The organism is Pantoea osteomyelitidis (genome assembly GCF_044342975.1).
GTDB lineage: Bacteria > Pseudomonadota > Gammaproteobacteria > Enterobacterales > Enterobacteriaceae > Pantoea > Pantoea osteomyelitidis.
Map to the genome: position 1 here is coordinate 864,852 of NZ_JBGFSN010000004.1, position 23,844 is coordinate 888,695.

Sequence of the window (23,844 nt, forward strand, 5' to 3'; positions counted from 1 at the left end):
ATCCTTTTATGCATTTTTCCCCTTGGCTGGCACGCTAACTGCAATCTACAGTAGAGCTGCAATTATTACTTTGTTAACAATTTTAAAACAATAAATTCACCCATAAAGCAATGCGAGGTTGCTATGTCACTGCCTGTTTCACGTCACGATTTTGATCAATGGATGATGCCTGTCTACGCGCCGGCCGCCTTTATACCGGTGCGCGCTGAAGCATCGACCGTCTGGGATCAGAATGGCAAAGATTATATCGACTTCGCGGGCGGCATCGCGGTGAATGCGCTGGGTCATGCCCATCCTGAACTGCAGCAGGCGTTGCAGGAACAGGCGGCGCGTCTGTGGCATACCGGCAACGGCTATACCAACGAGCCGATTTTGCGTCTGGCAAAACAGCTGATTGACGCCACCTTTGCCGATCGCGTGTTCTTCTGTAACTCCGGGGCGGAAGCGAACGAAGCCGCGCTGAAGCTGGCGCGCAAGGTGGCGCACGATCGGTTTGGCCCGGCGAAAAGCGGTATCGTCGCCTTTAATAACGCCTTTCATGGCCGCACGCTGTTTACCGTCTCCGCTGGTGGCCAGCCCGCCTATTCCAAAGATTTCGCCCCGTTGCCCGCCGCGATTTCCCATGCGCCCTTTAACGATCTCGGGGCGGCGGCCAGCCTGATCAACGATGAAACCTGCGCGGTGATTGTGGAGCCGATTCAGGGTGAAGGCGGTGTGTTGCCCGCCGATCCCGCTTTCCTGCGCGGCCTGCGCGAACTCTGCGACAAACATCAGGCGCTGCTGATTTTTGATGAGGTGCAGAGCGGCGTGGGTCGTACCGGATCGCTCTACGCCTATATGCATTATGGCGTGACGCCCGACGTGCTGACCAGCGCCAAGGCGCTCGGCGGCGGCTTCCCGATTGGCGCAATGCTGACGCGGGAAGATCTGGCGTTAGTGATGGGCGTCGGCACCCACGGCACCACCTACGGCGGTAACCCGCTGGCCGGTGCGGTGGCGGGCAAGGTGATGGCGCTGATCAATCGTCCTGAAGTGATGGAGGGCGTGGCGCTGCGTCACCGCTGGTTCGTCGAGGGGCTGAACGCCATTAACCAGCGGCTGCATCTGTTCAAAGAGATTCGCGGCCTCGGCCTGCTGATTGGCTGCGTGCTGAACGATGATTTCGCCGGTAAGGCGAAACAGTTCAACCTGGCGGCGGCGGAGCAGGGCGTGATGGTGCTGATCGCCGGGGCCAGCGTGGTGCGTTTTGCGCCGTCGCTGATTATCAGCGAGCAGGAGGTGAAGCTGGGGCTGGAGCGCTTTGAGCGCGCCTGCGCAGCCGTAGTGAGAGGAACCGCTTCATGATGATTATTCGTCCCGTCGAGCGCGACGATTTGCCGCATTTGCTGCGGCTGGCGGAGAAAACCGGCGGCGGGTTGACCTCGTTGCCGGTCGACACCGCCACCCTGCAGGCGCGCATCGAGCGCTCCATCCAGACCTGGCAGGACATTCTGCCGCGTGCCGAGCAGGGCTATGTTTTTGTGCTGGCGGAAAGCGAGAATAATCGCGCCGTTGGCATCTGCGCCGTTGAAGTGGCGGTTGGCCTGCAGGATCCCTGGTATAACTTCCGCGTCGGCACTCAGGTTCACGCCTCAAAGGCGCTGGAAGTCTACAACAATCTGGCCACGCTTTCGTTGAGCAACGACCACACCGGCAGCAGCGAGCTTTGCACGCTGTTTCTCGATCCCGACTACCGCGACGGCAAAAACGGCTATCTGCTGTCGAAGTCGCGCTTTCTGTTTATGGCGAACTTCCGCGACCGCTTTATGGATCGCGTGGTGGCCGAGATGCGCGGCGTCAGTGATGAGCAGGGGCACTCGCCGTTCTGGGAGAGCGTGGGCAGCCGCTTCTTTTCCATGGCGTTCAGCGAAGCCGATTTTCTCAGCGGCACCGGGCAAAAAACCTTTATTGCCGAGCTGATGCCGAAGCATCCGCTCTATATCCACTATCTGTCGCCGGAAGCGCAGGCGGTGATTGGCGAAGTGCATCCGAAAACCGCACCGGCGCGCGCGGTGCTGGAAGCTGAGGGTTTTCGCTATCGCAACTATGTCGATATCTTCGACGGCGGCCCGACGCTGGAGTGCGATATCGATCAGATCCGCGCTATCCGCCAGAGCGCGCTGCAACAGGCGGAATTGGGCGACCCCGATGTCGCGCTGCCGCTCTGCCTGGTGGCGAACAGCGACTATCGCCAGTTCCGCGCGGCGCTGGTGCCTGCCGATACGCGCAGTGACCGCATCATACTCAGCGCCGCTCAGGCGGACGCCCTGAAATGCCAGCCTGGCGACAGCCTGCGCGTAGTATCACTTCATCCCGAGGAAAGAAAAGCATGACGCATCTGATTAATGGCCAGTGGCTGACCGGCAGCGCAGAGGCGTTCAGTAAAACCGATCCGCTACAGGGCGAAATCCTGTGGCAGGGCAAAGCAGCCTCATCCTCACAGGTTGCGGCAGCCTGCGAAGCGGCGCGTGCCGCCTTTCCGGGCTGGGGCCGTCGTTCTTTTGCCGAACGTCAGGCGCTGGTGGAGAAATTCGCCGCGCAGCTGGAGCTGAATAAAGTCGCGCTGGCCGAAACCCTTGCTCAGGAAACCGGCAAGCCGCGCTGGGAAGCCTTAACCGAAGTGCAGGCGATGATCAACAAGGTGGCGATCTCCATCAAGGCTTACCACCAGCGCACCGGCGAACAGGCGACGGGGGAAAGCTCGCTGCGTCACCGCCCCCATGGCGTGCTGGCCGTATTCGGTCCCTATAATTTCCCCGGCCATCTGCCGAACGGACATATCGTGCCTGCGCTGCTGGCGGGGAACTGCGTGGTGTTTAAGCCGAGCGAGCTGACGCCGCTGACGGCGGAGAAAACCGTGCAGCTCTGGCTGGCGGCGGGCATCCCGCCGGGCGTGCTCAATTTGCTACAGGGCGGGCGCGAAACCGGACAGGCGCTGGCCGCTGACGCGCAGATCGACGGCCTGCTGTTTACCGGCAGCGCCAGTACCGGCTATCAGCTGCACCGCCAGTTTGCCGGGCAGCCGGAAAAAATGCTGGCGCTGGAGATGGGCGGCAACAACGCGCTGATCGTGGAAGATCCGGCGGATATTGATGGCGCGGTGCATATCGCCATTCAGTCCGCCTTTATTACCGCCGGTCAGCGCTGCACCTGCGCGCGCCGTCTGCTGGTGAAGCGCGGCGCCGCTGGCGACGCCTTTCTGCAACGGCTGGCGGCGGTGAGCGCCAGGCTGCAACCCGGCGCCTGGAATGCCGAACCTCAGCCCTTTATGGGCAGCGTGATTTCATTGCAGGCGGCGCAGCAGATCTACAGCGAATGGCAGAAACGCGTGGCGCTCGGTGGCAAGGTGCTCCTGGAGATGCGCTGGCCCGATGCGCAGTCGGCGATCCTGACACCGGGGATTATTGACCTCACCGGTGTGAAAAACCTGGCGGACGAAGAGGTGTTCGGCCCGCTGCTAAGCGTGATTCGCTATGACGATTTCGATCAGGCGATCCGGCTGGCTAATCAGACCCGCTATGGTCTCTCCTGCGGGCTGATCTCCCCGTCGCGCGCGCAGTTTGACCAGCTGCTGCTGGAGGCGCGCGCCGGGATCGTCAACTGGAACAAACCGCTGACCGGGGCCGCCAGCAGCGCGCCTTTCGGCGGTATCGGCGCGTCGGGCAACCATCGCGCCAGCGCCTGGTATGCGGCAGATTACTGCGCCTGGCCGATGGCCTCGCTGGAATCCCCGGAGTTAACCCTGCCGGGCAGCCTGTCGCCGGGCCTCGATTTCTCTGCAACGGGAGACGTCTGATGAACGCCTTTGAAGCAAATTTTGACGGGCTGGTGGGACTGACGCACCACTACGCCGGACTCTCCTTTGGTAACGAAGCCTCAACGCGCAATCAGTATCAGCATTCGAATCCGCGCCTGGCGGCGAAGCAGGGGCTGCTGAAAATGAAGGCGCTGGCGGATATGGGCTTTGTGCAGGGGGTGATCCCGCCGCACGAGCGGCCAAACCTGTCGGCGCTGCGTCAGCTTGGCTTCAGCGGCAGTGATGAGCAGGTGCTGGCGCAGGCGGCGCAACGGGCGCCGAACCTGCTTTCGGCGGCCAGCTCCGCCTCGGCGATGTGGGTTGCCAACGCTGCGACGGTCTCGCCTTCTGCGGACAGCGCCGATGGCCGCGTCCATTTCACCGTCGCCAATCTGAACAATAAATTTCACCGCGCGCAGGAAGCGCCGCAGACCGCCGCCCTGCTGCGCGCCATCTTCCGCAGCGATAGGCACTTTCAGGTGCACGATGCCTTGCCGCAGGTGGCGATGTTCGGCGATGAGGGCGCGGCTAATCATAACCGCTTTGGCGCTGGCTATGGCGAGCCGGGCGTACAGCTGTTTGTTTATGGCCGGGAAGAGTTAAACAGCGGACTGATACCGGCGCGCTACCCGGCGCGTCAGACGCGGGAAGCCAGCGAAGCGGTGGCGCGTTTAAATCAGCTCGCGCCGGAGCGCACCGTTTTTGCTCAGCAAAACCCGGCAGTTATCGATCAGGGCGTGTTTCACAACGACGTCATCGCCGTCAGTAACCAGCAGGTATTGTTTTGCCACCAGCTGGCGTTTTTACATCAGGCCGATCTGCTGGCCGAACTGCGCGAGCGGGTGCCGGGCTTTACGGTGATTGAGGTGCCGGAAGATCGCGTTTCGGTGAGCGACGCGGTGAAAACCTATCTGTTTAACAGCCAACTGCTGAGTCGCCCCGACGGCAGCATGATGCTGGTGCTGCCGGAAGAGTCGCGCCAGCACGCGGGCGTCTGGCGTTATCTCTGCGAGATGGTGGAGAGCGGCGGGCCAATTCGCGAGCTGAAGATCTTCGATCTGCGTGAAAGTATGTGTAACGGCGGCGGCCCTGCCTGTTTGCGGCTGCGCGTGGTGCTGACAGAAGCTGAGCGGCAGGCGGTTAATCCCGCAGTACTGATGAACGACCCGTTGTTCGCCACGCTCAATCAATGGGTCGATCGTCACTACCGCGACCGGCTGTCGCAGGCCGATCTGGCCGATCCCCAGCTGCTGCGGGAAGGACGTGAGGCGCTGGACGAGCTGACGAAGCTGCTAGACTTAGGCAATGTTTATGCATTTCAGCGCTGAGCGAGGCGGCGGCCATCTTTGCCGTAGCTTTCGTCCGGCTCACGGAAAGAGGAGAAAGAATGCAGGATTTTTTACAACAAACATTGTCAGGTACAGCCCCTGCCGTGCAAAAAGGCGAAAATGCCTTTTTGCGCTGGCAGTGGTGGGATGAAGGCATTCTGGAGCTGGTGCCGAAAACCCCGACGCGCCAGGCGCTGGTGCTTTCCGCCGCGATTCACGGCAACGAAACCGCGCCGGTTGAAATACTCAATCTGTTGCTGACGCCGCTGCTGGCGGGAGAAAAACCGCTGCTGCCGCGCGTGCTGGTGCTGCTGGGCAATCCCCCCGCGCTGCGCGCCGGTAAACGCTATCTGCATTACGATCTGAACCGGCTGTTTAGCGGCCGCTGGCAGCAGATCGTCGATGGTGATGAGGCGCGGCGCGCGCTGCGCCTTGAGCAGGCGCTGGAGCAATTCTGGCAGGCCTGCGGCGCGGATGAGACGCGCTGGCACCTCGATCTGCACACCGCGATTCGCGGCTCTTATCATGCGCGCTTCGGCGTAATGCCCCTGAATAGCCAGCCCTGGCCGGACGATTTTTTGCACTGGCTGGCGGCGGCGGGGCTGGAGGCGCTGGTGTTTCATCGCGCGCCGGGCGGCACTTTTACCCACTTCAGCTGCGAGCATTACGGCGCTGCCAGCTGCACGCTGGAATTGGGCAAGGCGCTGCCGTTCGGGGAAAATGACCTGAGCCAGTTCAGCGCCGCTTATCAGGCGCTGGCGGCGCTGTTGTATGGCGAGACGTTGCCGGTGGTACATGAGTCGCCGCGTCATTATCGGGTGGCGCAGCAGATTACGCGTCACAGCGATCGCTTTGTGCTGCATATGGGTGCCGAAACCCTGAACTTCACCGCCTTTCCTCAGGGCACGCTGCTGGCGGAAGATGGCGACACGCGCTACTACGTGCAGCAGGCGCGCGAGTATGTGCTGTTTCCCAATCCCAGCGTGGCGAGCGGCCTGCGCGCCGGATTGATGCTGGTGGAAGAGGGAGAGCAGACCCAGGCGCTGTCGTTGTAAAGCCCAACCGCTAACGGCGTAAGCGTTTTCTGTCAGGGATGACGGGCCGGGTAAACAGCGAAGCGTTAAGCATGCGCGTTTTTTCCTTCCGCAAAGCTGTCAGAACCGTTACACTCCTCCACGATTTCTGCAAATTCCGTTTAAAATTCATAAGTTTTTGCAATTCCTCACGCATTTCTTCTTATTCTCTTCATGATTGGCTGATTTTTCTCTTTTATGCTTTCAGGGCTTTACTCAGCCTCTGAGTAGTTGACGTTCAGCGTCGTAAACTTGTTTCCGTAGACGCGACACAGGCTGTCGTCATAAAACCGAAAAGTAAGGACAATAAGATGCGTAAACTGACTTCCCTCTTTCTTGCTACCACCCTGGCTATGGGTGCTGCCAATATCGTCCACGCTGCGGCAGACAACCTGACGCCGCCGACAGGCAGCGAAAAACCGATGCACCGTCCGCCGATGCATCACGGCATGAACATGATGTTTAAAGGTCTGAACCTGACCGAGGCGCAGAAAACGCAGATGCGCGACATTATGAAAGAGAGCCATAAAGAGATGAAGCGCCCGTCGCTGGAAGAGCGTCGCGCCAACCATGCGCTTATCGCTTCCGACAGCTTTGACCGTGCCAAAGCTGAAGCGCAGGCCGAGAAAATGACTGCCAATGCGAAAGAAAACGCGCTGGCGATGATGGAAACCCAGAACAAGCTCTATAACGTGCTGACGCCGGAACAGAAAAAGCAGTACAACGCTAATTTTGAGAAACGTCTCACAGAGAAACCGGTACATGACGGTAAAATGCCGCCACCGCCCGCTGAATAATCACTGATTAACCACTGAGGTTTGAGACCGCCGGCGTTGTCCACAGCATAAATGCTATGGGCAGCGTCGGCGGTTTTGTATCAGAAGGTACCGGTGCCGCCGTCGGAACACCAGACCTGGCCAGAGGTGAAGCTTGCTTCAGCCGACGCCAGCAGCACATAGAGCGGCGCGATTTCCGCCGGCTGGCCCGGACGACCATAGGGCGCTTCCTCGCCAAACTTCATCACTTTTTCCATCGGCTGACCGCCGCTTGATTGCAGAGGCGTCCAGTACGGACCCGGCGCCACGGCGTTAACGCGGATGCCTTTCTCCGCCAGCTGTTTCGCTAACCCTTTGGTAAAGGCGACGATCGCCGCTTTGGTCTGCGCATAGTCGAGAAGAATGGCGCTGGGCTTGCCCGCCTGCACGGAAGAGGTATTGATAATCGCCGAACCTGGCTGCAGATGCGCCATCGCCGCTTTGGTGATCCAGAACATCGCGTAGACGTTGGTTTTAAACGTCTTATCAAAAGATTCGGTGGTAAGTTCGGTGATCGACTCCACGTACTGCTGACGGCCCGCGTTATTCACCAGAATATCCAGTCCACCTAACTGCATCGCAGCGTCGTTGACCAGCTTCTGACAGAAAGCCTCATCGGTAATGTCGCCAGGAAGAGCGATCGCCTTACGCCCCTCGGCACGAATCAGCTCGATAACTTCTTTGGCGTCAGATTCTTCTTCCGGCAGGTAGTTGATGGCGACATCAGCCCCTTCGCGCGCGTAGGCGATCGCTGTTGCACGGCCAATACCGGAATCGCCGCCGGTGATCAGCGCTTTGCGTCCGGTTAAGCGACCGCTGCCTTTATAGCTCTGTTCGCCATGATCGGGGCGGGGCACCATTTTACTCGCCAGGCCCGGCGGATCCTGCGGCTGGCGCTCGAACGGCGGTTTAGAATAGGCTTCGAGCGGATTTTTACCTGAAATTCCTGAAGAGTCATGTTGTGACATCCTTCCTCCTTATCTCATTGATAAAGTGCCCAACAAACAGCGACACGGTATTTAAACACTAGTCGCTTATGCTGTAATAAGCACAGCGGGAAGAGGAAAAATTACAAAGGCAGCACGGGATACTGACCGGCCAGCAGGGGGCGACAGAGAATTTTGTAGCCGTCGTGGTCGAAGCCTTCCGGGGCACGTTTCAGGCTGCGCGCTTCGTCAATATTGTCGACCGATCCCAGATAAAACCAGTGATCGATGACATGGATCTGCGTCTGCAGCTTGCCTTGCTCTACCAGCCCTACCGGGCCTTGCCAGGGCCAGCAGACCACGCGTACATGCTCCAGCGCCGCGATCAGACGCGCGTGATGCGCTTCCCGCGTCTCTTTGCCACAGCAGGCGCCAGCGCAGCGCTTCAGCGCGGCACGAAAGCAAGGGCGACCGGCGCTCAGCGATTCCAGACCCAGCAGGCCATGACAGAGCTGATGTTCATCAGCCAGTGACTTCAGGGTTTCAAGCGCCGCGCGGCGACTGCGGAACAGGCCGTAAAGATCGGGCGAGTGAGAGAAATCCAGCTCTTTGGCATACACCACCTGCGGCTTGTCGCTGCCAATCTGTAGTGAACAGAGCTGGCGATTTTTGCGCAAACGCTTATTAAACAGCGGCTGTTGGGTTTTGATCATCTGCGCTTCCAGCAGCAGCGCGCCCAGATCTCCCGCGGTGGGGATCCAGCTGATGCGCCGCGCCAGCCGCAGCATCTTCGCCTCATCCGTGGTGCGAAAATGGGACATCACGCGCGTGCGCAGATTGATGCTTTTGCCAATATAAAGCGGCATGGTTTCGCTTTCGCCATGGAAAGTGTAGACGCCGGGCTGGTTGGGCAAGCCTTCCAGCCACTGACGCAAATGTTCGGGGTATTCATAAATTGCCGCCGCATCGAACTCCAGGCGGTGGGTGGTTGCACGTCTGCTCAAAACAGGCTCCGTTTACTGGTTGCCTGTACAGTGTATCAGTGCGTTCAATTTCTCGCCAGCCTCCTCAGCGTTGCCGCGTGGCCAGCCAGCAAATCAGCGATCCCAACGTGATCATCATTACGCCCTGCCAGAAGGCGAGTGAGGGGGTGAGCTGTAGCCAGAGCGCGGCAAGCAGCGCGGAGAGCACCGGAGTGAAGTAGGAGGCGCTGGCGAGCAGCGTCAGGTTTCCGTGCTGAATACCGTGATTCCATGCCGAGTAGGCGATGGCGGTGGAGAAACCCATAAACAGCACCTCCAGCAGCGGAACCAGCGAGAAGTGCATTTCGCTCAGCGAAGCCGTGAAGTAAAACTTAATCCAGAGCGCCAGCGCAGTGATCAGGAAGAACAGGGTGATGCCGCTTTTGCCCGCCGCAAAGCGCCGCGTCAGATTGTTGTACAAGCCCCAGGCGATGGCGGCAAAAAAGGCCAGCGCATAGGCGAGGGGGTTGCTGAGAATATTTTGCCACAGCAGCGCCGGGGACCAGGCGCCGTCGCCTTTCATCACCCAGACGATCCCCAGCAGCGACAGCAGCATGCCCGGCCAGAGCCAGACGCGAAAGCGCTGCTGATTCAGCGGAATGGCAAACAGAATGGTCAGGCAGGGCCAGAGATAGTTAATCATCCCCAGCTCAAGGGACTGGCTGCGGCTGTTGGCAAAGCCTATCGCCAGCGCCAGGCTGATTTCATAGCCCACAAACAGCACGCCGCCGCCCCAGAGATAGACGGGCGGCAGCTCGCGCACGCGCGGCAGGCCGCGTGTCGCGCAGAGCAACAGCGCGGTGGTGCTGTAAACCAGGGCGGCGCCGCCGGTCGCGCCAAAGGCTTCGCTGATGCTGCGCAGCAAGCCGACGGTGGTACTCCAGAGCAGAATGGCGCTGAGGCCGATAAGCGTCGCGCGTAACAGGGTTGCAGGCATGAAAAGGCTTTAGGTGAGGAAAAGGAAAAATTCTCTCTCCCGCAGGAGAGAGAAACGCGGAACGGTTTATTTTTTCCAGAAGTCGTCAAATACTGTGACCGGCGGGCGACGCTTGTGCTCGGTTTTCAGATACCAGCCTTCAATGGTTTTCGCTGCGTCGGCGTCGATCTGCTTGCCTTCCAGATAGTCATCGATCATCTGGTAGGTCACGCCCAGCGCCACTTCATCCTGCAGGCCGGGACGATCGTCCTCGAGATCGGCAGTAGGATGTTTCAGATAGAGGTGCTCCGGACAGCCCAGCGCTTTCAGCAGCTGTTTTCCCTGACCTTTGTTCAGACGGAACAGCGGATTGATATCGGTACCGCCATCACCATATTTGGTAAAGAAGCCGGTGACCGCTTCCGCCGCATGGTCAGTGCCTACCACCGCGCCAGACGTCATACCGGCAATACTGTACTGCGCCTTCATGCGCTCGCGCGCTTTCTCGTTGCCGCGCACATAGTCGGTGAGCGTAATGCCCGCCTCCTGTAAGGCGCGCTCGCTGGCGAGCACCGCTTCTTTGATGTTCACCACCAGCGTGCGGTCGGGCTGAATAAAGTCGAGCGCATCCTGACAATCCTGCTCATCCGCCTGTACGCCGTAAGGCAAACGCACGGCGATAAAGGTGTAATCCTGATTGCCGCTCTCTTCACGCAGTTCGCGGATTGCGGTTTGCGAAAGCTTACCGGCCAGCGTCGAGTCCTGACCGCCGCTGATGCCCAGTACCAGGGTTTTCAGCGCCGGATTACTTTTCAGGTAGGATTTCAGAAAGTCAACGCTGGTGCGGATCTCTTCCTGTACGTCGATATTGGGTTTAACGCCAAGGGCTTCAATGATTTCCTGCTGCAGTGACATGAACCTCTCCTTAAATCAGTGGCCTGACGGCACGGTGCGAATCCTTTAAAGCTAACGCGCATCACGCGAAACAACAAGGTGGAGCCACTGTTGTTTCGCATTATATGATGCAAAATCAGGCGTTTTTTGGTTTTTTCGCCAGCAGCAGGAAGGTTGCAATCGCCAGCATAAAGCAGCCAAAGATGGTGGCGGTCATGCTCAGCACCGAGGTACCGCCGATGCCGGTCACCGGCACGCTGACGGCGCCCAGGGTAAACATGGTAACGCCAATCACCGCTGAGGCGCTACCGGCACGATGGCCCTGGCTCTGCATCGCCAGCGAAGAGGCGGTAGTGGCGATGACGCCGTTGCTGGCGATGGTAAAGAAAAGCGTGACCAGCACCAGCGGCAGCGGCGCGCCGCTGATGCCCGCCAGTAACAGACAGGTGGAGGCGCAAAAGGCCAGCGTCAGGCCGCCCTTCAGCACGCGGTATTCGCCCCAGAGCGGGCAAAGGCGGGCGCTGGTTTGCGAAGCGATAATCAGCCCGATGCCGTTAGCGGCAAAACAGAAGCTGAACGCCTGCGGCGACAGGCCGTAGATCTGTTGCAGCACAAACGGCGAGGCGCCGATATAGGCGAACATGCCGGACATCATAAAGCCCTGCGTCAGGCAGAAGCCCATAAAGGGGCGATGGCGGATCACCTGACCCAGTGCCGCCCAGGCGGAGAAGATCGATCCCTGACTGCGACGTTCCGGCGCCAGGGTTTCATGCAACTTCCAGCGCGCCAGGAAAATCAGCAGCATGGCGATGATCGCCAGCACCAGGAAAATGCCGCGCCAGTTCAGGAAGGTCATCAGCAGGCCCCCCAGCACCGGCGCGCCAATGGGCGCGAGACCGTTAACCAGCATCAGCAGGGCGAAAAAACGCGTCAGCTCGTGACCGGAATACATATCGCGCGCCACGGCGCGGGAGAGCACCGCGCCGCCTGCACCGGCGAGGCCTTCAAACAGACGCGCCAGCAGCAGCTGATGAATATCTTTCGCCAGCGCGCAGCCGATTGACGCGATACAAAGCAGCACCAGCGACAGCAGCATCGGACGAAGCCGGCCAAATTTGTCGCTCATCGGGCCGAACAGCAGCTGGCCGGCGCCCAGCCCCAACAGTCCCGCCGTCAGGCTGAGCTGTGCGGTAGCGGTTTCGGTATGCAGATCGCGCGCCAGTTCCGGCAGAGCGGGTAAATAAAGATCGATACAAAGCGGCCCGAGCGCGGCAAGCAGCCCGAGCGTGATGGCGTAAACCAGCCGGTTAGCATGTGCAGGTGTCATGTGTCCTCTTTCCTGACTAAATCGTGAATGAATCATTGCTGAAGGGTTTAAAGCGTGGCCGCTGACGCTTTCTGCGGCGTCAGTCGACGAAAGGCGGCATCGCCTTTGAACTGAGAGTTTTAACTGCGTTTATTCTCGCGGGCGATTATACGGAGGCGAACGATAGCTAACAGCTTTTTTTACCAAAAATTAACGCATCCGCGCAGCCGGCAATGGAGCCATAAACTTGATAAATCTGGATTTATGTTCCAGGCTTAGTTTCACACGGACAATACATGAGGAATAACAAGATGAATAAAGTGATGGGATGTGTTGCTGCTGCCTTGACCCTGGCTGCGCTGTCTGGTTGTACGGCTTATGATCGTGCGGAAAGTTATGTTTCTAAGCCGGTGGTAAAAGATGTGAAAAAAGGCATGACGCGTGAGCAGGTACGTCAGATTGCGGGCCAGCCTTCCACGGAAATTACCATGGTACACGCGCGCGGTACCTGCCAGACTTATGTACTGGGTGAGCGCGACGGTAAAATGCAGACCTACTTTGTCAGCTACAGCGATACCGGCCGCGTAATGAATTACGGCTTCCAGAGCTGTAAAGATTACGATACCGATCCGCAGGTAAATCAGTAATCCTCGTCAGAACAGTAAACGGCCAGTCGTAGCGACTGGCCGTTTTTATTTGCGCGCCCCTTACAGACCGTTAGGACGCGGCACTTCGGTATAATCGCCATCAATCTGGCGCTGATAGTAGTGACCATCCTGCACGTAATAACGCTTGCCGTTAAAATCCAGCACACGCATTTCGCGCGCGGGTTCTGCTGCGGGCGGCTCTACCACCACATAGTTGTCACCCTGGCGCTGATAGTAGTTGCCGTTCAGCATATAGTAGGTTAATCCCCCAATCAGCACCCCGACGGCTGCGTCAGGCAGAAAGCGCAGCGGCCCGCCGCCGCCGCCGCCCCAGTGACCGTGCGGGCCGGGACCCCAGCCGCCCGGATGAGCGAAAGCGATAGCTGGCGTAATCAGGGTTAACGCCAGCAGAGAGGCGATAACTTTTTTCATGGATTGTTCTCCTGCAGTGACTCTGAGCAGGATTCGCCTTTATCAGAAAAAACTCAAGCAGAATAACTGCGATTTTTCCGCCGTTTACCATGCTTAACGCTTTCTTAACGAAGCCGCCATGATAAGGGAAAATTGTGGAGAAGCGGGGCGCCTCGGCGCCCCGGTTTCAGGCTTAAGCGGGCACGCTTTGCGCCTTCTGGCTGCGGGACCAGATGCGATGCGCGGCGAGCGCGGTAATGAATTCGCTCATCAAAACCCCTTCCGCTTTTACATCATCCACCACGCCTTCTTCTTTCTCATCATCAGCAAGGCCAAACTGTGATTTGAAACGGCGCGCATCGCCGCTCAGTCCGATGACTTTCAGATGCTTATAGGCTTCCAGCAGGTAATAGCGCGCGTCGCCGTTAAGCAGCAGCGCGTCGATATTGCCGTCCGGTACGATCACCGCATCAACGGTGACCGAGGGCAGTCCGGTAAAGGTCGCATCAATCTGAATGTCAGAGCCGTCATCGGCGCGTACCTGACCCATATGGGCGGCGATCAGTTTACCATGCACCCCGTGGGCCTTGAGTTCCTGCAACACCGCCAGCACGTCAGCCGCCTTTACGCCATCGCTGATCAATAGCGCCACCTGGCGACCTTTGATATTGCCGCTCGGCACGGCATAGAGGCTCAGGCTGGGATCCTTTTTCAGCCCGTTGACATCTTTTGGCGGGGCGATATGCATCAGCTCATCGGGCAGCTCGATACCCAGGTTCTCCGCTACCGCATGGGCCAGCGAGACGTCAATATGCGCCAGATGATCAAGCACACGCTCGCGGATATAGGCGCGGCCTACTTTGCTCAGCTCGAAAGAGAAGGCAGCGATGATGTGCTGCTGCTCCACCGGCGTCTGGCTCAACCAGAACAGGCGCGGCTGCGAATAATATTCGCCAAACGACGGGCTACGATCGCGCACCTTGTGGCCTTCAATGCGCTCCTGGTAGCTTTCAAAGCCGCCACGATGGGGCGCGGGCGGCGTCTCACGCGGCCAGTTATCATTGATCGAATTGGGTTCGTAGTTGGCCGGGTTGGTATCGATCTCCATGCGATGCATGCCCTGGCGCTGAAAATTATGGTACGGGCAGACCGGACGGTTGATCGGGATTTCGTGGAAGTTTGGTCCGCCAAGACGGCTGATTTGGGTATCGGTGTAGGAGAAGAGGCGGCCCTGCAACAGCGGATCGTTGGTAAAGTCGAGACCGGGCACGATATGACCGGGGTGGAACGCGGACTGCTCGGTTTCGGCAAAGAAATTATCGGGATTGCGGTTCAGCACCATTTTGCCCACCAGCTCCACCGGCACCAGCTCTTCCGGGATCAGCTTAGTGGCATCCAACAGGTCGAAATCGAATTTGAACTCATCTTCTTCCGGGATCAGCTGTAGCCCCAGCTCATATTCCGGGTAATCGCCCGCCTCAATCGCTTCCCAGAGTTCGCGCCGATGGTAATCGCCGTCGCGCCCAATCAGTTTCTGTGACTCGTCCCAAATCAAAGAGGCTTTGCCCGCTACCGGCTTCCAGTGGAAGCGCACAAAGGTCGCTTTGCCGGCGGCGTTAATCAGACGGAAAGTATGAATGCCAAAGCCTTCCATGGTGCGATAGCTGCGCGGAATGCCGCGATCGGACATCGCCCAGATAACGTTATGCAAGGTTTCCGGCTGCAGCGAAACGTAATCCCAGAAGGTGTCGTGCGCCGTCGCGCCCTGCGGAATCTCATTGTGCGGTTCAGGTTTTACCGCATGAACAAAATCGGGGAATTTATGCGCGTCCTGAATAAAGAACACCGGCGTGTTGTTGCCGACCAGATCGAAAATGCCTTCTTCGGTGTAAAACTTGGTGGCGAAACCGCGAATATCGCGCACGGTATCGGCCGAGCCGGCGCCGCCCTGCACGGTGGAGAAGCGAACAAATACCGGGGTGATTTTTTGCGGATCGCGCAGGAAGTCCGCTTTGGTGATGTGGCTCATGTCACGATAGGGCTGAAAGTAACCGTGAGCGGCTGAGCCGCGCGCGTGCACGATGCGCTCAGGGATACGTTCATGGTCAAAGTGCGTGATCTTCTCACGCATGATGAAATCTTCCAGCAGCGTTGGCCCACGCGTACCGGCACGCAGCGAATTTTGGTCGTTGGCGATGCGCGTGCCCTGATTCGTGGTCAGCGGCGAATTTTCGTCACTGGTTTTGCGGTCGGCATCAAGCTGATCCAGCTTGGCATTACGGATATCGGGGGCTTTGATACTGCCGGGGGCGGTTGGCTGCTTGCCGGGGGCGCTGGGCTGCGGTTCAGGCTTATGCGAACCATCTTCCGGCGCCAGGGAATCGAGGCCGGGCTTCGCTGATTCTGGTCCCGTAGCCGGCGCCCTGTGGCTCAATTCCTTGTTATCGGTTTGTTTCGACATGGTGCGTTGCTCCCTTGTTCGGGTCGGGTTTTAGACTCCATTAACTATAGAACAGCGTCGCGCATACGCCCGATCAAAGCAGGGATAATGAGAAAATAGCCGGATAAAAACAACGGGATAAGTGAGGCGGCAGCGAGCAGATTCAGACGTAAAAAAGCAGGCATGTCACTGCCTGCTGGTGAGATTTAAACAGGCTTAACGGTGAGCCAGTTCGCTCTGCTCATTGTTTTCAAGCAGGCTTTTATCCGTCAGACCGAGCCAGCGGCTGGTCAGCGAGCCTGCCGTCATCGCACCGTTAACGTTTAGCGCGGTGCGGCCCATATCGATCAGGGGTTCGATGGAGATCAGCAGGGCGACCAGGGTCACTGGCAGTCCCATGGCTGGTAGCACAATCAGCGCGGCAAAGGTCGCGCCGCCGCCGACGCCCGCCACACCGGCGGAGCTCAGCGTGACGATACCCACCAGAGTAGCAATCCACAGCGGATCGAACGGATTAATGCCCAGGGTCGGCGCAACCATTACCGCCAGCATGGTGGGATAGAGTCCGGCACAGCCGTTTTGGCCGATAGTGGCACCAAAAGAGGCAGAGAAGCTGGCGATCGATTCCGGCACACCCAGGCGACGCGTCTGGGTTTCCACATTCAGCGGAATGCTCGCTGCGCTGGAGCGGCTGGTAAAGGCAAACGTGATCACCGGCCAGACCTTGCGGAAGAAACGCTGTGGGCTAATGCCATTGATCGCGAGCAGAAGAGCATGTACGCCAAACATGATCGCGAGACCAAGATAGGAGGCAACGACGAAGCTGCCCAGCTTGACGATATCTTGCAGGTTCGATCCGGCGACCACTTTGGTCATCAGCGCCAGCACGCCATAAGGGGTAAGCTTCATCACCAGGCGCACCAGCTTCATGACCCAGGATTGCAAGGTCTCGATCGCCAGCAGTACGCGCTGTCCTTTCTCGCGATCGTCCTTCAGCAGCTGCAATGCCGCCACGCCCAGGAAGGCGGCGAAAATCACCACGCTGATAATCGAGGTTGGATTTGCCCCGGTGAGATCGGCAAAAGGGTTTTTCGGCACAAAGGAGAGCAGCAGCTGCGGCACGGTGAGATCGGCCACTTTGCCCACGTAGTTGCTTTGAATCGCGTTCAGGCGAGCGGTTTCCTGCGCGCCTTGCACCAGACCTTCGGCGCTCAGGCCAAACAGGCCGGTAACAAACACGCCGACCAGCGCCGCAATGGCGGTGGTGAAAAGCAGTACGCCGATCGTCAGCACGCTGATTTTACCCAGCGACGCGGCGTTGTGCAGACGCGCCACCGCACTGAGAATCGAGGCGAAAACCAGCGGCATGACGATCATCTGCAGCAGCTGTACATAGCCGTTGCCAACAATATTGAACCAGCCAATCGACTCTTTCACTACGGCGCTCTCTGCGCCATAGATAAACTGCAGCGCCAGACCAAAAAGCACGCCCAGCACCAGGCCGGTTAACACTTTTTTCGACAGGCTCCATGTAGTACGGCCGCTGCGGGATAACAGCAGCAGCAGCGCAACGAAAGCAACAATATTAAGAATGAGGGGAAAATTCATTCTGTCTCTCCAGAGGGGTTATTCCACGTCAGGCTGCGGTGCAGATGACATGGGGTTTTTCAGCTCTTTCCGAGCGTGACGGAATGGCGGCATGTTAACAGCCGGAAAAGGGCAGGCTTATATCCAAATGGAATGGCTTATAACTTATGTTGCTGATTTGCTTGTTTAATGTCCGATTTGCGCGTTTACTAACCGACTGACGCCGTTTTGCAGCGAATCAAACAGCTGAGCAGGCCAGCCGTTTGCACCAAAAGGTAGCGCGCCCGCCGGAAACCACAGGGCAAAGCCTACCAGCGCCATACATAGCACGCGCTCAAGCTGGTTGCCTTTCTGTGTTCTCAACAGCGGCAGGCGAAAGCGCCAGCGGCACGGCCAGAGCAAAGGCACGCCAGCGGGCGTGAGCATATCGGCGGCGATATGGCTCAGATAGCCCAGGGTCATTCCCTGTAAAACATCGGCAGGCACCGGCCAGCTGGCGGGCACGTTAATCTGAAACAGCCACACCCCTGCCGCCACTGCCAGTAAACTGTGGGTGAAGCCGCGATGGCCGAAGGCGCGTGCAATGGGATGGGAGAGCCATTTCAGCCGCTGGCCCAGTACTGATTTAGGATGATCGATATCAGGCAGCAGACAGGTCAGCAGCGTGGCGGGGATGAGATGCCACCAGTCAGCGTCAGCCAGCACCGGGGTTAAGTCGGCGCGCTTGGCAAAGATAGCGCTGGCAATGGCGAATATTACGTGGCCTTCGGCCGTCATGATAAAACCTGGCTGCAAAAACTGTCGATGCATCCAGTATAGGGATTTATCCAGTAAATGAGAATATGTGACGCTGTAACGAAGAATTAATTTTTGTGGAGAAAAAATAACATCGGACGCCCGTGGGACGCCCGTGATACAGGTAGTTTAGCGCGCCAGCCAGCCGCCATCCACCGCCAGCGTGTAACCATTAACATAATCAGAGGCGGATGAGGCGAGAAAAACGATCGGACCCATCATATCATCAGGATTTCCCCAGCGGCCTGCCGGGATACGTGCAAGGATCTCTTCGCTGCGCGACTCATCGTTACGTAACTGCTCGGTATTGTTGGTTGCCATGTAGCCCGGCGCAATGGCGTTAACATTAATGCCATATTTTGCCCACTCGTTGGCCATCAGGCGCGTCAGGCCCATTACCGCGCTCTTCGAGGCGGTATAAGAGGGAACGCGGATCCCGCCCTGGAAGGAGAGCATTGAGGCGATATTGATGATTTTGCCGCCGTTGCCCTGGCCAATAAACTGACGCGCCACCTGCTGAGAAAGAAAGAACAGAGTTTTGCTGTTGATATTCATCACATCATCCCAGTCCTGCTCGCTGAAGTTCAACGCATCTTCGCGGCGGATGATGCCGGCATTGTTGACCAGAATGTCGATTTGCCCGGCAGCGACTACCGCCTGCTCCACAATGCGCGCCGCCTGCGCGGAATCGGTCAGATCGGCCTGAATGGCATAAAAACGACGACCCAGCGCCTCGACGCGCTGCGCGGTTTCATCGGGATCGGCGCGGTTGACGCCGATGATGTCGCAACCCGCCTGCGCCAGACCGATCGCCATGCCCTGGCCCAGTCCCGTATTGCAGCCGGTCACCAGAGCGACTTTTCCTTCCAGATTAAATGCGTTCAGTATCATACCCTCTCCTCAGACTCAGCGTAATTCGCTGACCTTGACGTGATCCATGTCATCGAAAACCTGATTCTCGCCTGCCATGCCCCAGATAAAGGTATAGCGTTTGGTGCCGACGCCAGCGTGAATCGACCAGCTGGGGGAGATGACCGCCTGTTCGTTGTGCACCAGCAGATGGCGCGTCTCTTGCGGCTCGCCCATCATATGAAACACCGCGGTTTCCTCATCCATATCGAAATAGAAATAGACCTCCATGCGGCGTTCATGGGTATGGCAGGGCATGGTATTCCACAGGCTGCCTGGCTCCAGTTTCGTCAGCCCCATGGTGAGCTGGCAGGTGGGCAGTACGTCCGGCACGATAAATTTATTAATGGTGCGACGATTGGAGGTCGCCGGGTCGCCAAGAGTGGCAGGCGACGCCTCCTCCAGGGTGATTTTTTTATCAGGATAAGTGGTATGGGCTGGCGCGCTGTTGTAGTAAAACTTTGCCGGCTGTTCGGGGTTGGCGCTGCGAAACAGCACTGTCTGCGCCCCTTTGCCCACATACAGCGCCTCTTCATGACCGATTTCCCAGATTTTGCCATCCACATCGATCAGGCCAGGACCGCCGATGTTAATCACGCCCAGTTCCCGGCGCTCGAGGAAATAGCTGACGCCAAGCTGTTGGCCCACTTCGCTGCCGATGGAGACGCTTTGCTGCACCGGCATCACGCCGCCGATGATGATGCGGTCGATATGGCTGTAGGTCAGGGTGTAACTGTCAGCCTCAAAGATTTTTTCGATCAGGAATTCACGACGCAGGGCGGCGGTATCCAGTTGTCTGGCGTGTTCGCTATGAATGCTTTGACGGACGTCCATCTCAGACCTCTCTTGCAGAATGGGGAACAAATCACCCCTTGTCGGGTGCGTTGAGGCATCTTAGGCAGGACGGGACGTGAATTCAATAAAAATGAAACAGTGTTTTATTTGTTTTGCTGGCGCGATCAAACTTGTGGTCGGCAGGCAGGAAAACCCCGCTGCAGGCAGCGGGTCGGGGATCAGAGGCCGAGATGGGCAGCGGTAAGCTGTGCGAGCGAATCCAGCTTCACCTCCGCCAGCGCCCAGCGCGCGTCGTCACGGTATTCGGCGGCGGGCACCACGATGGAGCGCATGCGCGCCGCTTTGGTGGCGATCATACCGTTGAAAGAGTCTTCCAGCGTGACGCAGTTGAGCGGGTCAATATCCAGCTTTGCCGCCGCATCGAGATAAACCTGCGGGTGCGGCTTGCTGTATGGCAAAGCTTCGGCGGAGGCGAGGGCGGAAAAATAGCGGCGCAGATTAAACATCTCCAGCACGCGCTCCAGCATATGCAGCGGCGAGGCGGAGGCCAGCGCAATCTTCAGACCCTGCTGCTGACAGAGTTGCAGCGCCTGTTCCACGCCCGGTAAAATCGGACGCTTCTCTTCAACCAGCGCCAGCGCCCTGGCAATAATGCGATCCGTTACCTCCTGCTGGCTCGGGCCGCTCCAGGGCAGGGTTTCGTACCACATGCGCACCACCTGATCAATACGCAATCCCAGGGTATCCGGCAGCTCATTGCGGCGCGAAATATCGACCTTCAGAGCGGATAAAACATCCAGCTCAGCCTGATCCCAAAGCGGTTCAGAATCGATGAGCAATCCATCCATATCAAAAATGGCGGCAAGAACAGGGCGGTGATATGACATACAGCGGCTCCATGTGAAATTTGTCTTACCTTAACATGGAGGAAGGGGAACGGGCAGCGCTGGCAAACTGAGGCTATGATTTTACGCAGCCTGCTCTTTTTCAGGAAAAAAGTTGCCGGGGCAGGTAGAATTACAGCGAAACTTTTAAGGTCAAGGAGACACCATGACATACCAACAGGCTGGCCATATCGCCATCCTTAAGCGAGTGGCTGGCTGGGTGATTTTTATTCCGGCACTGCTGTCCACGATCATTTCACTGCTCAGCTTCATGTTCAAACACAGCGAGAAACAGCCGGGAATTAATGCGGTGATGCTCGATTTTGTCCATGTAATGATTGATATGATCCGCTTTAATACACCCTTTCTGGGGTTTTTCTGGCGCAATTCACCGGTACCGGAGTTTCACGGCCAGGCCAATATCGGTTTCTGGATTATCTATATTCTGATTTTTGTCGGACTGGCGCTCCAGGCGTCGGGCGCCCGCATGTGGCGCCAGTCGCGTCATATCAAAGAAGGCATTGAAGATCAGATGATTCTTGAACAGGCGAAAGGCAGTGAAGCACGCACCCGCCAGCATCTCGAAGAGAAGATCAAAGTGCCGCACCACACCATTTTCCTGCAAATTTTCCCGCTCTATATTCTTCCCGTCATCATTGCAGTGGCCGGCTATTTTCTTTTGTCGCTGCTGGGCTTTCTTTAAATCAGGTCAGGCCGGTTTGGCCTGACTTTTGTTCGCTTCATCATCATCCAGCAGTTGGCCTATCGCCAGCTGCGCTTCCTCTAACCAGCTGCCGCCAAAAACATTGGCGCGATTGAGCAGGTAATAGAGCTGATAAACCGGCTGACGTTGGGAAAAACCGGCGGGCAGCGGCCAGACAGACTGATAACCTTCATAAATCTGACGCGGCAGGTGGGAATACCAGCTCAGCATCGCTAAATCGCATTCGCGGTCACCCCAGTAGCAGGCGGGATCGAAAATCCACGGCCCGCCAGCGCTGCCGGCGCAATTGGCTGGCCAGAGATCGCCATGCAACAGCGAAGGTTGAGGATGATGCGCATTCAGCGCGCGCTGCACGCAGGCGACAATCAGATCGCTGTCGCCATACTGAACGCCTTTCTCTTCCGCCAGCTGCAGCTGCCAGCCGATGCGCTGCTCAGCAAAAAATACCGACCAACGGCGTAGCCAGCTGTTGGGCTGTGGCGAGGTGGTGATGTTATTATCGAAATCGAGACCAAACTGCGGCTGTTCGCTCCATTGATGCAGATGCGCCAGCTGCTGACCCAGCTGAAAGGCGTTCTCTTCGTCAAGCGGTTGGGGAGGAATATACTCCAGCGCCAGAAAGCTGTAGTCGCGGTCATTGCCGACGCCATACACTTTAGGCACGCGAATGGTGTTGGTTCGTTCCAGCAGCGCCAACTGGTCCGCTTCCCAGGTAAACAGAGAAAGCATATCGCGACCGTTGCACTTGATGAAAATTTCATGCTCACCGTAGCGAATATGCCACGCGGGATGGACATCGCCGCCAGGGAGTTCATGACGCTGAGAGATTTCGGCATCGCCCAGCTGTTCACTTAACAGACGACTAATGGCTGACCACATCGGGTTATCCTCTTTATTCGCTGCGTAAGCACAATTGTAACGCTTAAATATTCACCAAAACCAGCGTTGCGTACAGCCTGATAGCGCTTTTTACAAAACAATGGATTCAGGATTGCTGTTTCAGAAAGGCTTCCAGTGTGGTGACCTCTACTTGCGGTTTTGCAGCCAGAACCATTTCGCCCAGGCTCTCTGCTTGCTGCCTGATTTCATCTTCATTAAGGGCGCTGACAAAACCAAAACTGTTAGTGCCGAGCTCATGAGATTTTCCTTCTTCATCGTTTAAGGTTGTGGTGAAGCCGCCATTGGCCATCGCGCTGTTAAGTTCAAGAATATCGCTCAGGCCATGTTCATGATAATGAAAGGTGACAACGTAACGCATTACGCTTGCTGCATTCATGATCGACCTCATTGTTAAGAAACAGGTTTTAGCGTAGCCCACCCGTTAGCTCTGAGCGAATTTTAAGCAAAAAGCGATGGGTAAACAATTAAATACAATGTGGATGCCGCCCCGAAAAGGCAATTATTGCGTTCAGACAATTCTTGTTGCAATTCAGCTGTGATTTTTTTAACTGCATCTTATAATGCGCACCGTTAATGGGAATAATCTCATAACTGAAGCGGAAGTAGCGCATAACCTGACTTTTGACGCGATTACATACTTTTTTACAATACTTACCATAAATTGCGTTGATCGGCTTGCAAAACCCTTCAGACTCTCCTTTTTTTAAACTTGTTGTACGGATCACATTTAATGAAAGCGTTAATAAAGCTCTCTGCTGTTCTTTTGCTCTCTTCGGGCGCTTTTTGTCACCAGGCATTTGCGGATAATAATGTCTTCACATCAATGGACGATCCTTCCAGCGCGAAAAAACCGTTTGAGGGTAGCGCATCGGCGGGTTACCTGGCGCAATCGGGTAATACCACCAGCTCGTCGCTGACCGCGCAAACTAATATGACGTGGTACACGACCAATTACGCCTACAGCCTGTGGGGTAACGCGGCGAATACCTCTTCTAACGATGAACGCTCTTCCGAAACCTACAATATCGGTGGCCGTACCCGTTATAATATGAACAGCTCCGATTACCTGTTTGGTCAGGCGAGTTGGTTAAGCGATCGCTTTAACGGTTATGATTCCCGCGACGTGCTTACCGCCGGTTACGGTCGTCAGATTCTGAACGGGCCGGTGCACTCGCTGCGCATGGAATTTGGTCCGGGCGTGCGTTACGATGATTTCCATGACGGCGGTAGTGAAACCAAAGCGCTGGGTTACGGCGCGCTGAGCTATCAGTGGCAACTCACCGACACCACCAAATTTATTCAGGGTCTCTCTGTGCTGAGCACCTTCGGCGAAGATACTACCCTGAACTCTGAGACCGGCCTGCAGGTGGCGATCAACGATCACTTCTCTCTGAAGATGGCGTATAACGTGACCTGGAACAACAATCCGCCGGAATCGGCGCCGGATCGCACCGATACCAAAACCTCCATTATGCTCTCTTACGCAATGTAAGAGTGCCTGGGGTACGCCAGTAGGCGTATCATGGAGAACGCCCGCAGTCTGGATTCTGGTCCGCTGCGGGTTTTTTTATTCTGCGTCATTGCGTGCCAAATCGATAAAAAGTCGCTTCTTTTCCGGGTTTTGCTGCCTGCTTAAA

General features: G+C 57.2%; 23 protein-coding genes. 9 read left to right on the top strand and 14 right to left on the bottom strand.

Features of this window, described 5'->3' with window-relative positions; all coding sequences use genetic code 11:
• Nucleotides 1-123 precede the first annotated feature (123 nt).
• From ABU178_RS09175 to spy, 6 genes are all read left to right on the top strand, one after another.
• Nucleotides 124-1,344 carry an aspartate aminotransferase family protein gene (locus ABU178_RS09175; RefSeq protein ID WP_397214052.1) on the top strand — a complete coding sequence of 407 codons (1,221 nt, stop codon included), beginning with the start codon at nt 124-126 and terminating at the stop codon, nt 1,342-1,344.
• Nucleotides 1,341-2,372, top strand: coding sequence for an arginine N-succinyltransferase (gene astA, locus ABU178_RS09180; protein ID WP_397214054.1), 1,032 nt, complete (start codon nt 1,341-1,343; stop codon nt 2,370-2,372). Before ABU178_RS09175 ends, astA begins: the two co-directional genes overlap by 4 nt.
• Nucleotides 2,369-3,835 (top strand): succinylglutamate-semialdehyde dehydrogenase, encoded by a 1,467-nt coding sequence (astD, locus tag ABU178_RS09185; RefSeq protein ID WP_397214056.1) that lies wholly within the window; start codon nt 2,369-2,371, stop codon nt 3,833-3,835. The genes astA and astD overlap by 4 nt, the downstream gene beginning before the upstream one ends.
• Complete coding sequence (astB, locus tag ABU178_RS09190; protein ID WP_397214058.1) at nt 3,835-5,163, top strand: N-succinylarginine dihydrolase; 1,329 nt, start codon at nt 3,835-3,837, stop codon at nt 5,161-5,163. The genes astD and astB overlap by 1 nt, the downstream gene beginning before the upstream one ends.
• A 59-nt stretch (nt 5,164-5,222) precedes the next feature.
• On the top strand, nt 5,223-6,218 hold the full coding sequence (astE, locus tag ABU178_RS09195) for a succinylglutamate desuccinylase (protein ID WP_397214060.1): 996 nt from the start codon (nt 5,223-5,225) through the stop codon (nt 6,216-6,218).
• A 329-nt stretch (nt 6,219-6,547) separates the two neighbouring features.
• Nucleotides 6,548-7,033 (top strand): ATP-independent periplasmic protein-refolding chaperone Spy, encoded by a 486-nt coding sequence (gene spy, locus ABU178_RS09200; RefSeq protein WP_397214062.1) that lies wholly within the window; start codon nt 6,548-6,550, stop codon nt 7,031-7,033.
• Nucleotides 7,034-7,113: 80 nt separating this feature from the next.
• Here the strand turns inward: spy and ABU178_RS09205 are convergent, their stop codons facing one another.
• From ABU178_RS09205 to ABU178_RS09225, 5 genes are all read right to left on the bottom strand, one after another.
• A complete protein-coding gene (locus tag ABU178_RS09205) occupies nt 7,114-8,019 on the bottom strand; it encodes an SDR family oxidoreductase (protein WP_397214064.1) in 906 nt (301 codons plus the stop codon).
• A 101-nt stretch (nt 8,020-8,120) separates the two neighbouring features.
• Nucleotides 8,121-8,981 (bottom strand): excinuclease Cho, encoded by an 861-nt coding sequence (cho, locus tag ABU178_RS09210; RefSeq protein ID WP_397214066.1) that lies wholly within the window; start codon nt 8,979-8,981, stop codon nt 8,121-8,123.
• A 64-nt stretch (nt 8,982-9,045) separates the two neighbouring features.
• Complete coding sequence (gene yddG / locus ABU178_RS09215) at nt 9,046-9,936, bottom strand: aromatic amino acid DMT transporter YddG (RefSeq protein WP_397214068.1); 891 nt, start codon at nt 9,934-9,936, stop codon at nt 9,046-9,048.
• Between the two features lie 66 nt (nt 9,937-10,002).
• Complete coding sequence (gene nadE, locus ABU178_RS09220) at nt 10,003-10,830, bottom strand: ammonia-dependent NAD(+) synthetase (RefSeq protein ID WP_397214070.1); 828 nt, start codon at nt 10,828-10,830, stop codon at nt 10,003-10,005.
• 115 nt (nt 10,831-10,945) lie between these two features.
• A complete protein-coding gene (locus ABU178_RS09225) occupies nt 10,946-12,136 on the bottom strand; it encodes a multidrug effflux MFS transporter (RefSeq protein ID WP_397214072.1) in 1,191 nt (396 codons plus the stop codon).
• Nucleotides 12,137-12,426: 290 nt separating this feature from the next.
• On the opposite strand from ABU178_RS09225, the gene osmE reads away from it, so the two are divergent.
• A complete protein-coding gene (gene osmE, locus ABU178_RS09230; RefSeq protein ID WP_397214074.1) occupies nt 12,427-12,762 on the top strand; it encodes an osmotically-inducible lipoprotein OsmE in 336 nt (111 codons plus the stop codon).
• Nucleotides 12,763-12,822: 60 nt separating this feature from the next.
• Here the strand turns inward: osmE and ABU178_RS09235 are convergent, their stop codons facing one another.
• From ABU178_RS09235 to hxpB, 7 genes are all read right to left on the bottom strand, one after another.
• Nucleotides 12,823-13,194 carry a DUF6515 family protein gene (locus ABU178_RS09235; protein WP_397214076.1) on the bottom strand — a complete coding sequence of 124 codons (372 nt, stop codon included), beginning with the start codon at nt 13,192-13,194 and terminating at the stop codon, nt 12,823-12,825.
• Nucleotides 13,195-13,366: 172 nt separating this feature from the next.
• A complete protein-coding gene (gene katE / locus ABU178_RS09240) occupies nt 13,367-15,634 on the bottom strand; it encodes a catalase HPII (RefSeq protein WP_397214078.1) in 2,268 nt (755 codons plus the stop codon).
• A gap of 195 nt (nt 15,635-15,829) precedes the next feature.
• The gene (locus ABU178_RS09245) at nt 15,830-17,221 is read right to left on the bottom strand and encodes an L-cystine transporter (protein ID WP_397214080.1); all 1,392 of its coding nucleotides are present in this window, start codon (nt 17,219-17,221) and stop codon (nt 15,830-15,832) included.
• Between the two features lie 165 nt (nt 17,222-17,386).
• The gene (locus ABU178_RS09250; protein WP_397214082.1) at nt 17,387-17,977 is read right to left on the bottom strand and encodes a metal-dependent hydrolase; all 591 of its coding nucleotides are present in this window, start codon (nt 17,975-17,977) and stop codon (nt 17,387-17,389) included.
• A gap of 147 nt (nt 17,978-18,124) precedes the next feature.
• Nucleotides 18,125-18,886, bottom strand: a complete 762-nt coding sequence (gene kduD, locus ABU178_RS09255) for a 2-dehydro-3-deoxy-D-gluconate 5-dehydrogenase KduD (RefSeq protein WP_397214084.1) — start codon at nt 18,884-18,886, stop codon at nt 18,125-18,127.
• Nucleotides 18,887-18,901: 15 nt separating this feature from the next.
• Nucleotides 18,902-19,738 carry a 5-dehydro-4-deoxy-D-glucuronate isomerase gene (gene kduI, locus ABU178_RS09260; protein ID WP_397214086.1) on the bottom strand — a complete coding sequence of 279 codons (837 nt, stop codon included), beginning with the start codon at nt 19,736-19,738 and terminating at the stop codon, nt 18,902-18,904.
• 179 nt (nt 19,739-19,917) lie between these two features.
• The gene (gene hxpB, locus ABU178_RS09265; RefSeq protein WP_397214088.1) at nt 19,918-20,586 is read right to left on the bottom strand and encodes a hexitol phosphatase HxpB; all 669 of its coding nucleotides are present in this window, start codon (nt 20,584-20,586) and stop codon (nt 19,918-19,920) included.
• A gap of 163 nt (nt 20,587-20,749) precedes the next feature.
• On the opposite strand from hxpB, the gene ABU178_RS09270 reads away from it, so the two are divergent.
• Complete coding sequence (locus ABU178_RS09270) at nt 20,750-21,286, top strand: YniB family protein (protein ID WP_397214090.1); 537 nt, start codon at nt 20,750-20,752, stop codon at nt 21,284-21,286.
• A 6-nt stretch (nt 21,287-21,292) separates the two neighbouring features.
• Here ABU178_RS09270 and ABU178_RS09275 read toward each other — a convergent pair whose 3' ends face one another.
• Nucleotides 21,293-22,186 carry a fructosamine kinase family protein gene (locus tag ABU178_RS09275; RefSeq protein WP_397214093.1) on the bottom strand — a complete coding sequence of 298 codons (894 nt, stop codon included), beginning with the start codon at nt 22,184-22,186 and terminating at the stop codon, nt 21,293-21,295.
• Nucleotides 22,187-22,292: 106 nt separating this feature from the next.
• The gene (gene ghoS / locus ABU178_RS09280) at nt 22,293-22,583 is read right to left on the bottom strand and encodes a type V toxin-antitoxin system endoribonuclease antitoxin GhoS (protein ID WP_397214095.1); all 291 of its coding nucleotides are present in this window, start codon (nt 22,581-22,583) and stop codon (nt 22,293-22,295) included.
• Nucleotides 22,584-22,937: 354 nt separating this feature from the next.
• On the opposite strand from ghoS, the gene ABU178_RS09285 reads away from it, so the two are divergent.
• Nucleotides 22,938-23,699, top strand: coding sequence for a YdiY family protein (locus ABU178_RS09285; RefSeq protein WP_397214098.1), 762 nt, complete (start codon nt 22,938-22,940; stop codon nt 23,697-23,699).
• Nucleotides 23,700-23,844 lie beyond the last annotated feature (145 nt).

What these genes read in the sequence shown, in the direction of transcription:
- ABU178_RS09245 (WP_397214080.1), bottom strand. Translation starts at nt 17,221, where the DNA reads ATGAATTTTCCCCTCATTCTTAATATTGTTGCTTTCGTTGCGCTGCTG.
- ABU178_RS09225 (WP_397214072.1), bottom strand. Translation starts at nt 12,136, where the DNA reads ATGACACCTGCACATGCTAACCGGCTGGTTTACGCCATCACGCTCGGG.
- osmE (WP_397214074.1), top strand. Translation starts at nt 12,427, where the DNA reads ATGAATAAAGTGATGGGATGTGTTGCTGCTGCCTTGACCCTGGCTGCG.
- yddG (WP_397214068.1), bottom strand. Translation starts at nt 9,936, where the DNA reads ATGCCTGCAACCCTGTTACGCGCGACGCTTATCGGCCTCAGCGCCATT.
- hxpB (WP_397214088.1), bottom strand. Translation starts at nt 20,586, where the DNA reads ATGTCATATCACCGCCCTGTTCTTGCCGCCATTTTTGATATGGATGGA.
- ABU178_RS09205 (WP_397214064.1), bottom strand. Translation starts at nt 8,019, where the DNA reads ATGTCACAACATGACTCTTCAGGAATTTCAGGTAAAAATCCGCTCGAA.
- astA (WP_397214054.1), top strand. Translation starts at nt 1,341, where the DNA reads ATGATGATTATTCGTCCCGTCGAGCGCGACGATTTGCCGCATTTGCTG.
- ABU178_RS09275 (WP_397214093.1), bottom strand. Translation starts at nt 22,186, where the DNA reads ATGTGGTCAGCCATTAGTCGTCTGTTAAGTGAACAGCTGGGCGATGCC.
- kduD (WP_397214084.1), bottom strand. Translation starts at nt 18,886, where the DNA reads ATGATACTGAACGCATTTAATCTGGAAGGAAAAGTCGCTCTGGTGACC.
- ABU178_RS09175 (WP_397214052.1), top strand. Translation starts at nt 124, where the DNA reads ATGTCACTGCCTGTTTCACGTCACGATTTTGATCAATGGATGATGCCT.
- spy (WP_397214062.1), top strand. Translation starts at nt 6,548, where the DNA reads ATGCGTAAACTGACTTCCCTCTTTCTTGCTACCACCCTGGCTATGGGT.
- ABU178_RS09250 (WP_397214082.1), bottom strand. Translation starts at nt 17,977, where the DNA reads ATGACGGCCGAAGGCCACGTAATATTCGCCATTGCCAGCGCTATCTTT.
- ABU178_RS09285 (WP_397214098.1), top strand. Translation starts at nt 22,938, where the DNA reads ATGAAAGCGTTAATAAAGCTCTCTGCTGTTCTTTTGCTCTCTTCGGGC.
- astB (WP_397214058.1), top strand. Translation starts at nt 3,835, where the DNA reads ATGAACGCCTTTGAAGCAAATTTTGACGGGCTGGTGGGACTGACGCAC.
- astE (WP_397214060.1), top strand. Translation starts at nt 5,223, where the DNA reads ATGCAGGATTTTTTACAACAAACATTGTCAGGTACAGCCCCTGCCGTG.
- nadE (WP_397214070.1), bottom strand. Translation starts at nt 10,830, where the DNA reads ATGTCACTGCAGCAGGAAATCATTGAAGCCCTTGGCGTTAAACCCAAT.
- ABU178_RS09270 (WP_397214090.1), top strand. Translation starts at nt 20,750, where the DNA reads ATGACATACCAACAGGCTGGCCATATCGCCATCCTTAAGCGAGTGGCT.
- ABU178_RS09235 (WP_397214076.1), bottom strand. Translation starts at nt 13,194, where the DNA reads ATGAAAAAAGTTATCGCCTCTCTGCTGGCGTTAACCCTGATTACGCCA.
- katE (WP_397214078.1), bottom strand. Translation starts at nt 15,634, where the DNA reads ATGTCGAAACAAACCGATAACAAGGAATTGAGCCACAGGGCGCCGGCT.
- ghoS (WP_397214095.1), bottom strand. Translation starts at nt 22,583, where the DNA reads ATGAATGCAGCAAGCGTAATGCGTTACGTTGTCACCTTTCATTATCAT.
- astD (WP_397214056.1), top strand. Translation starts at nt 2,369, where the DNA reads ATGACGCATCTGATTAATGGCCAGTGGCTGACCGGCAGCGCAGAGGCG.
- kduI (WP_397214086.1), bottom strand. Translation starts at nt 19,738, where the DNA reads ATGGACGTCCGTCAAAGCATTCATAGCGAACACGCCAGACAACTGGAT.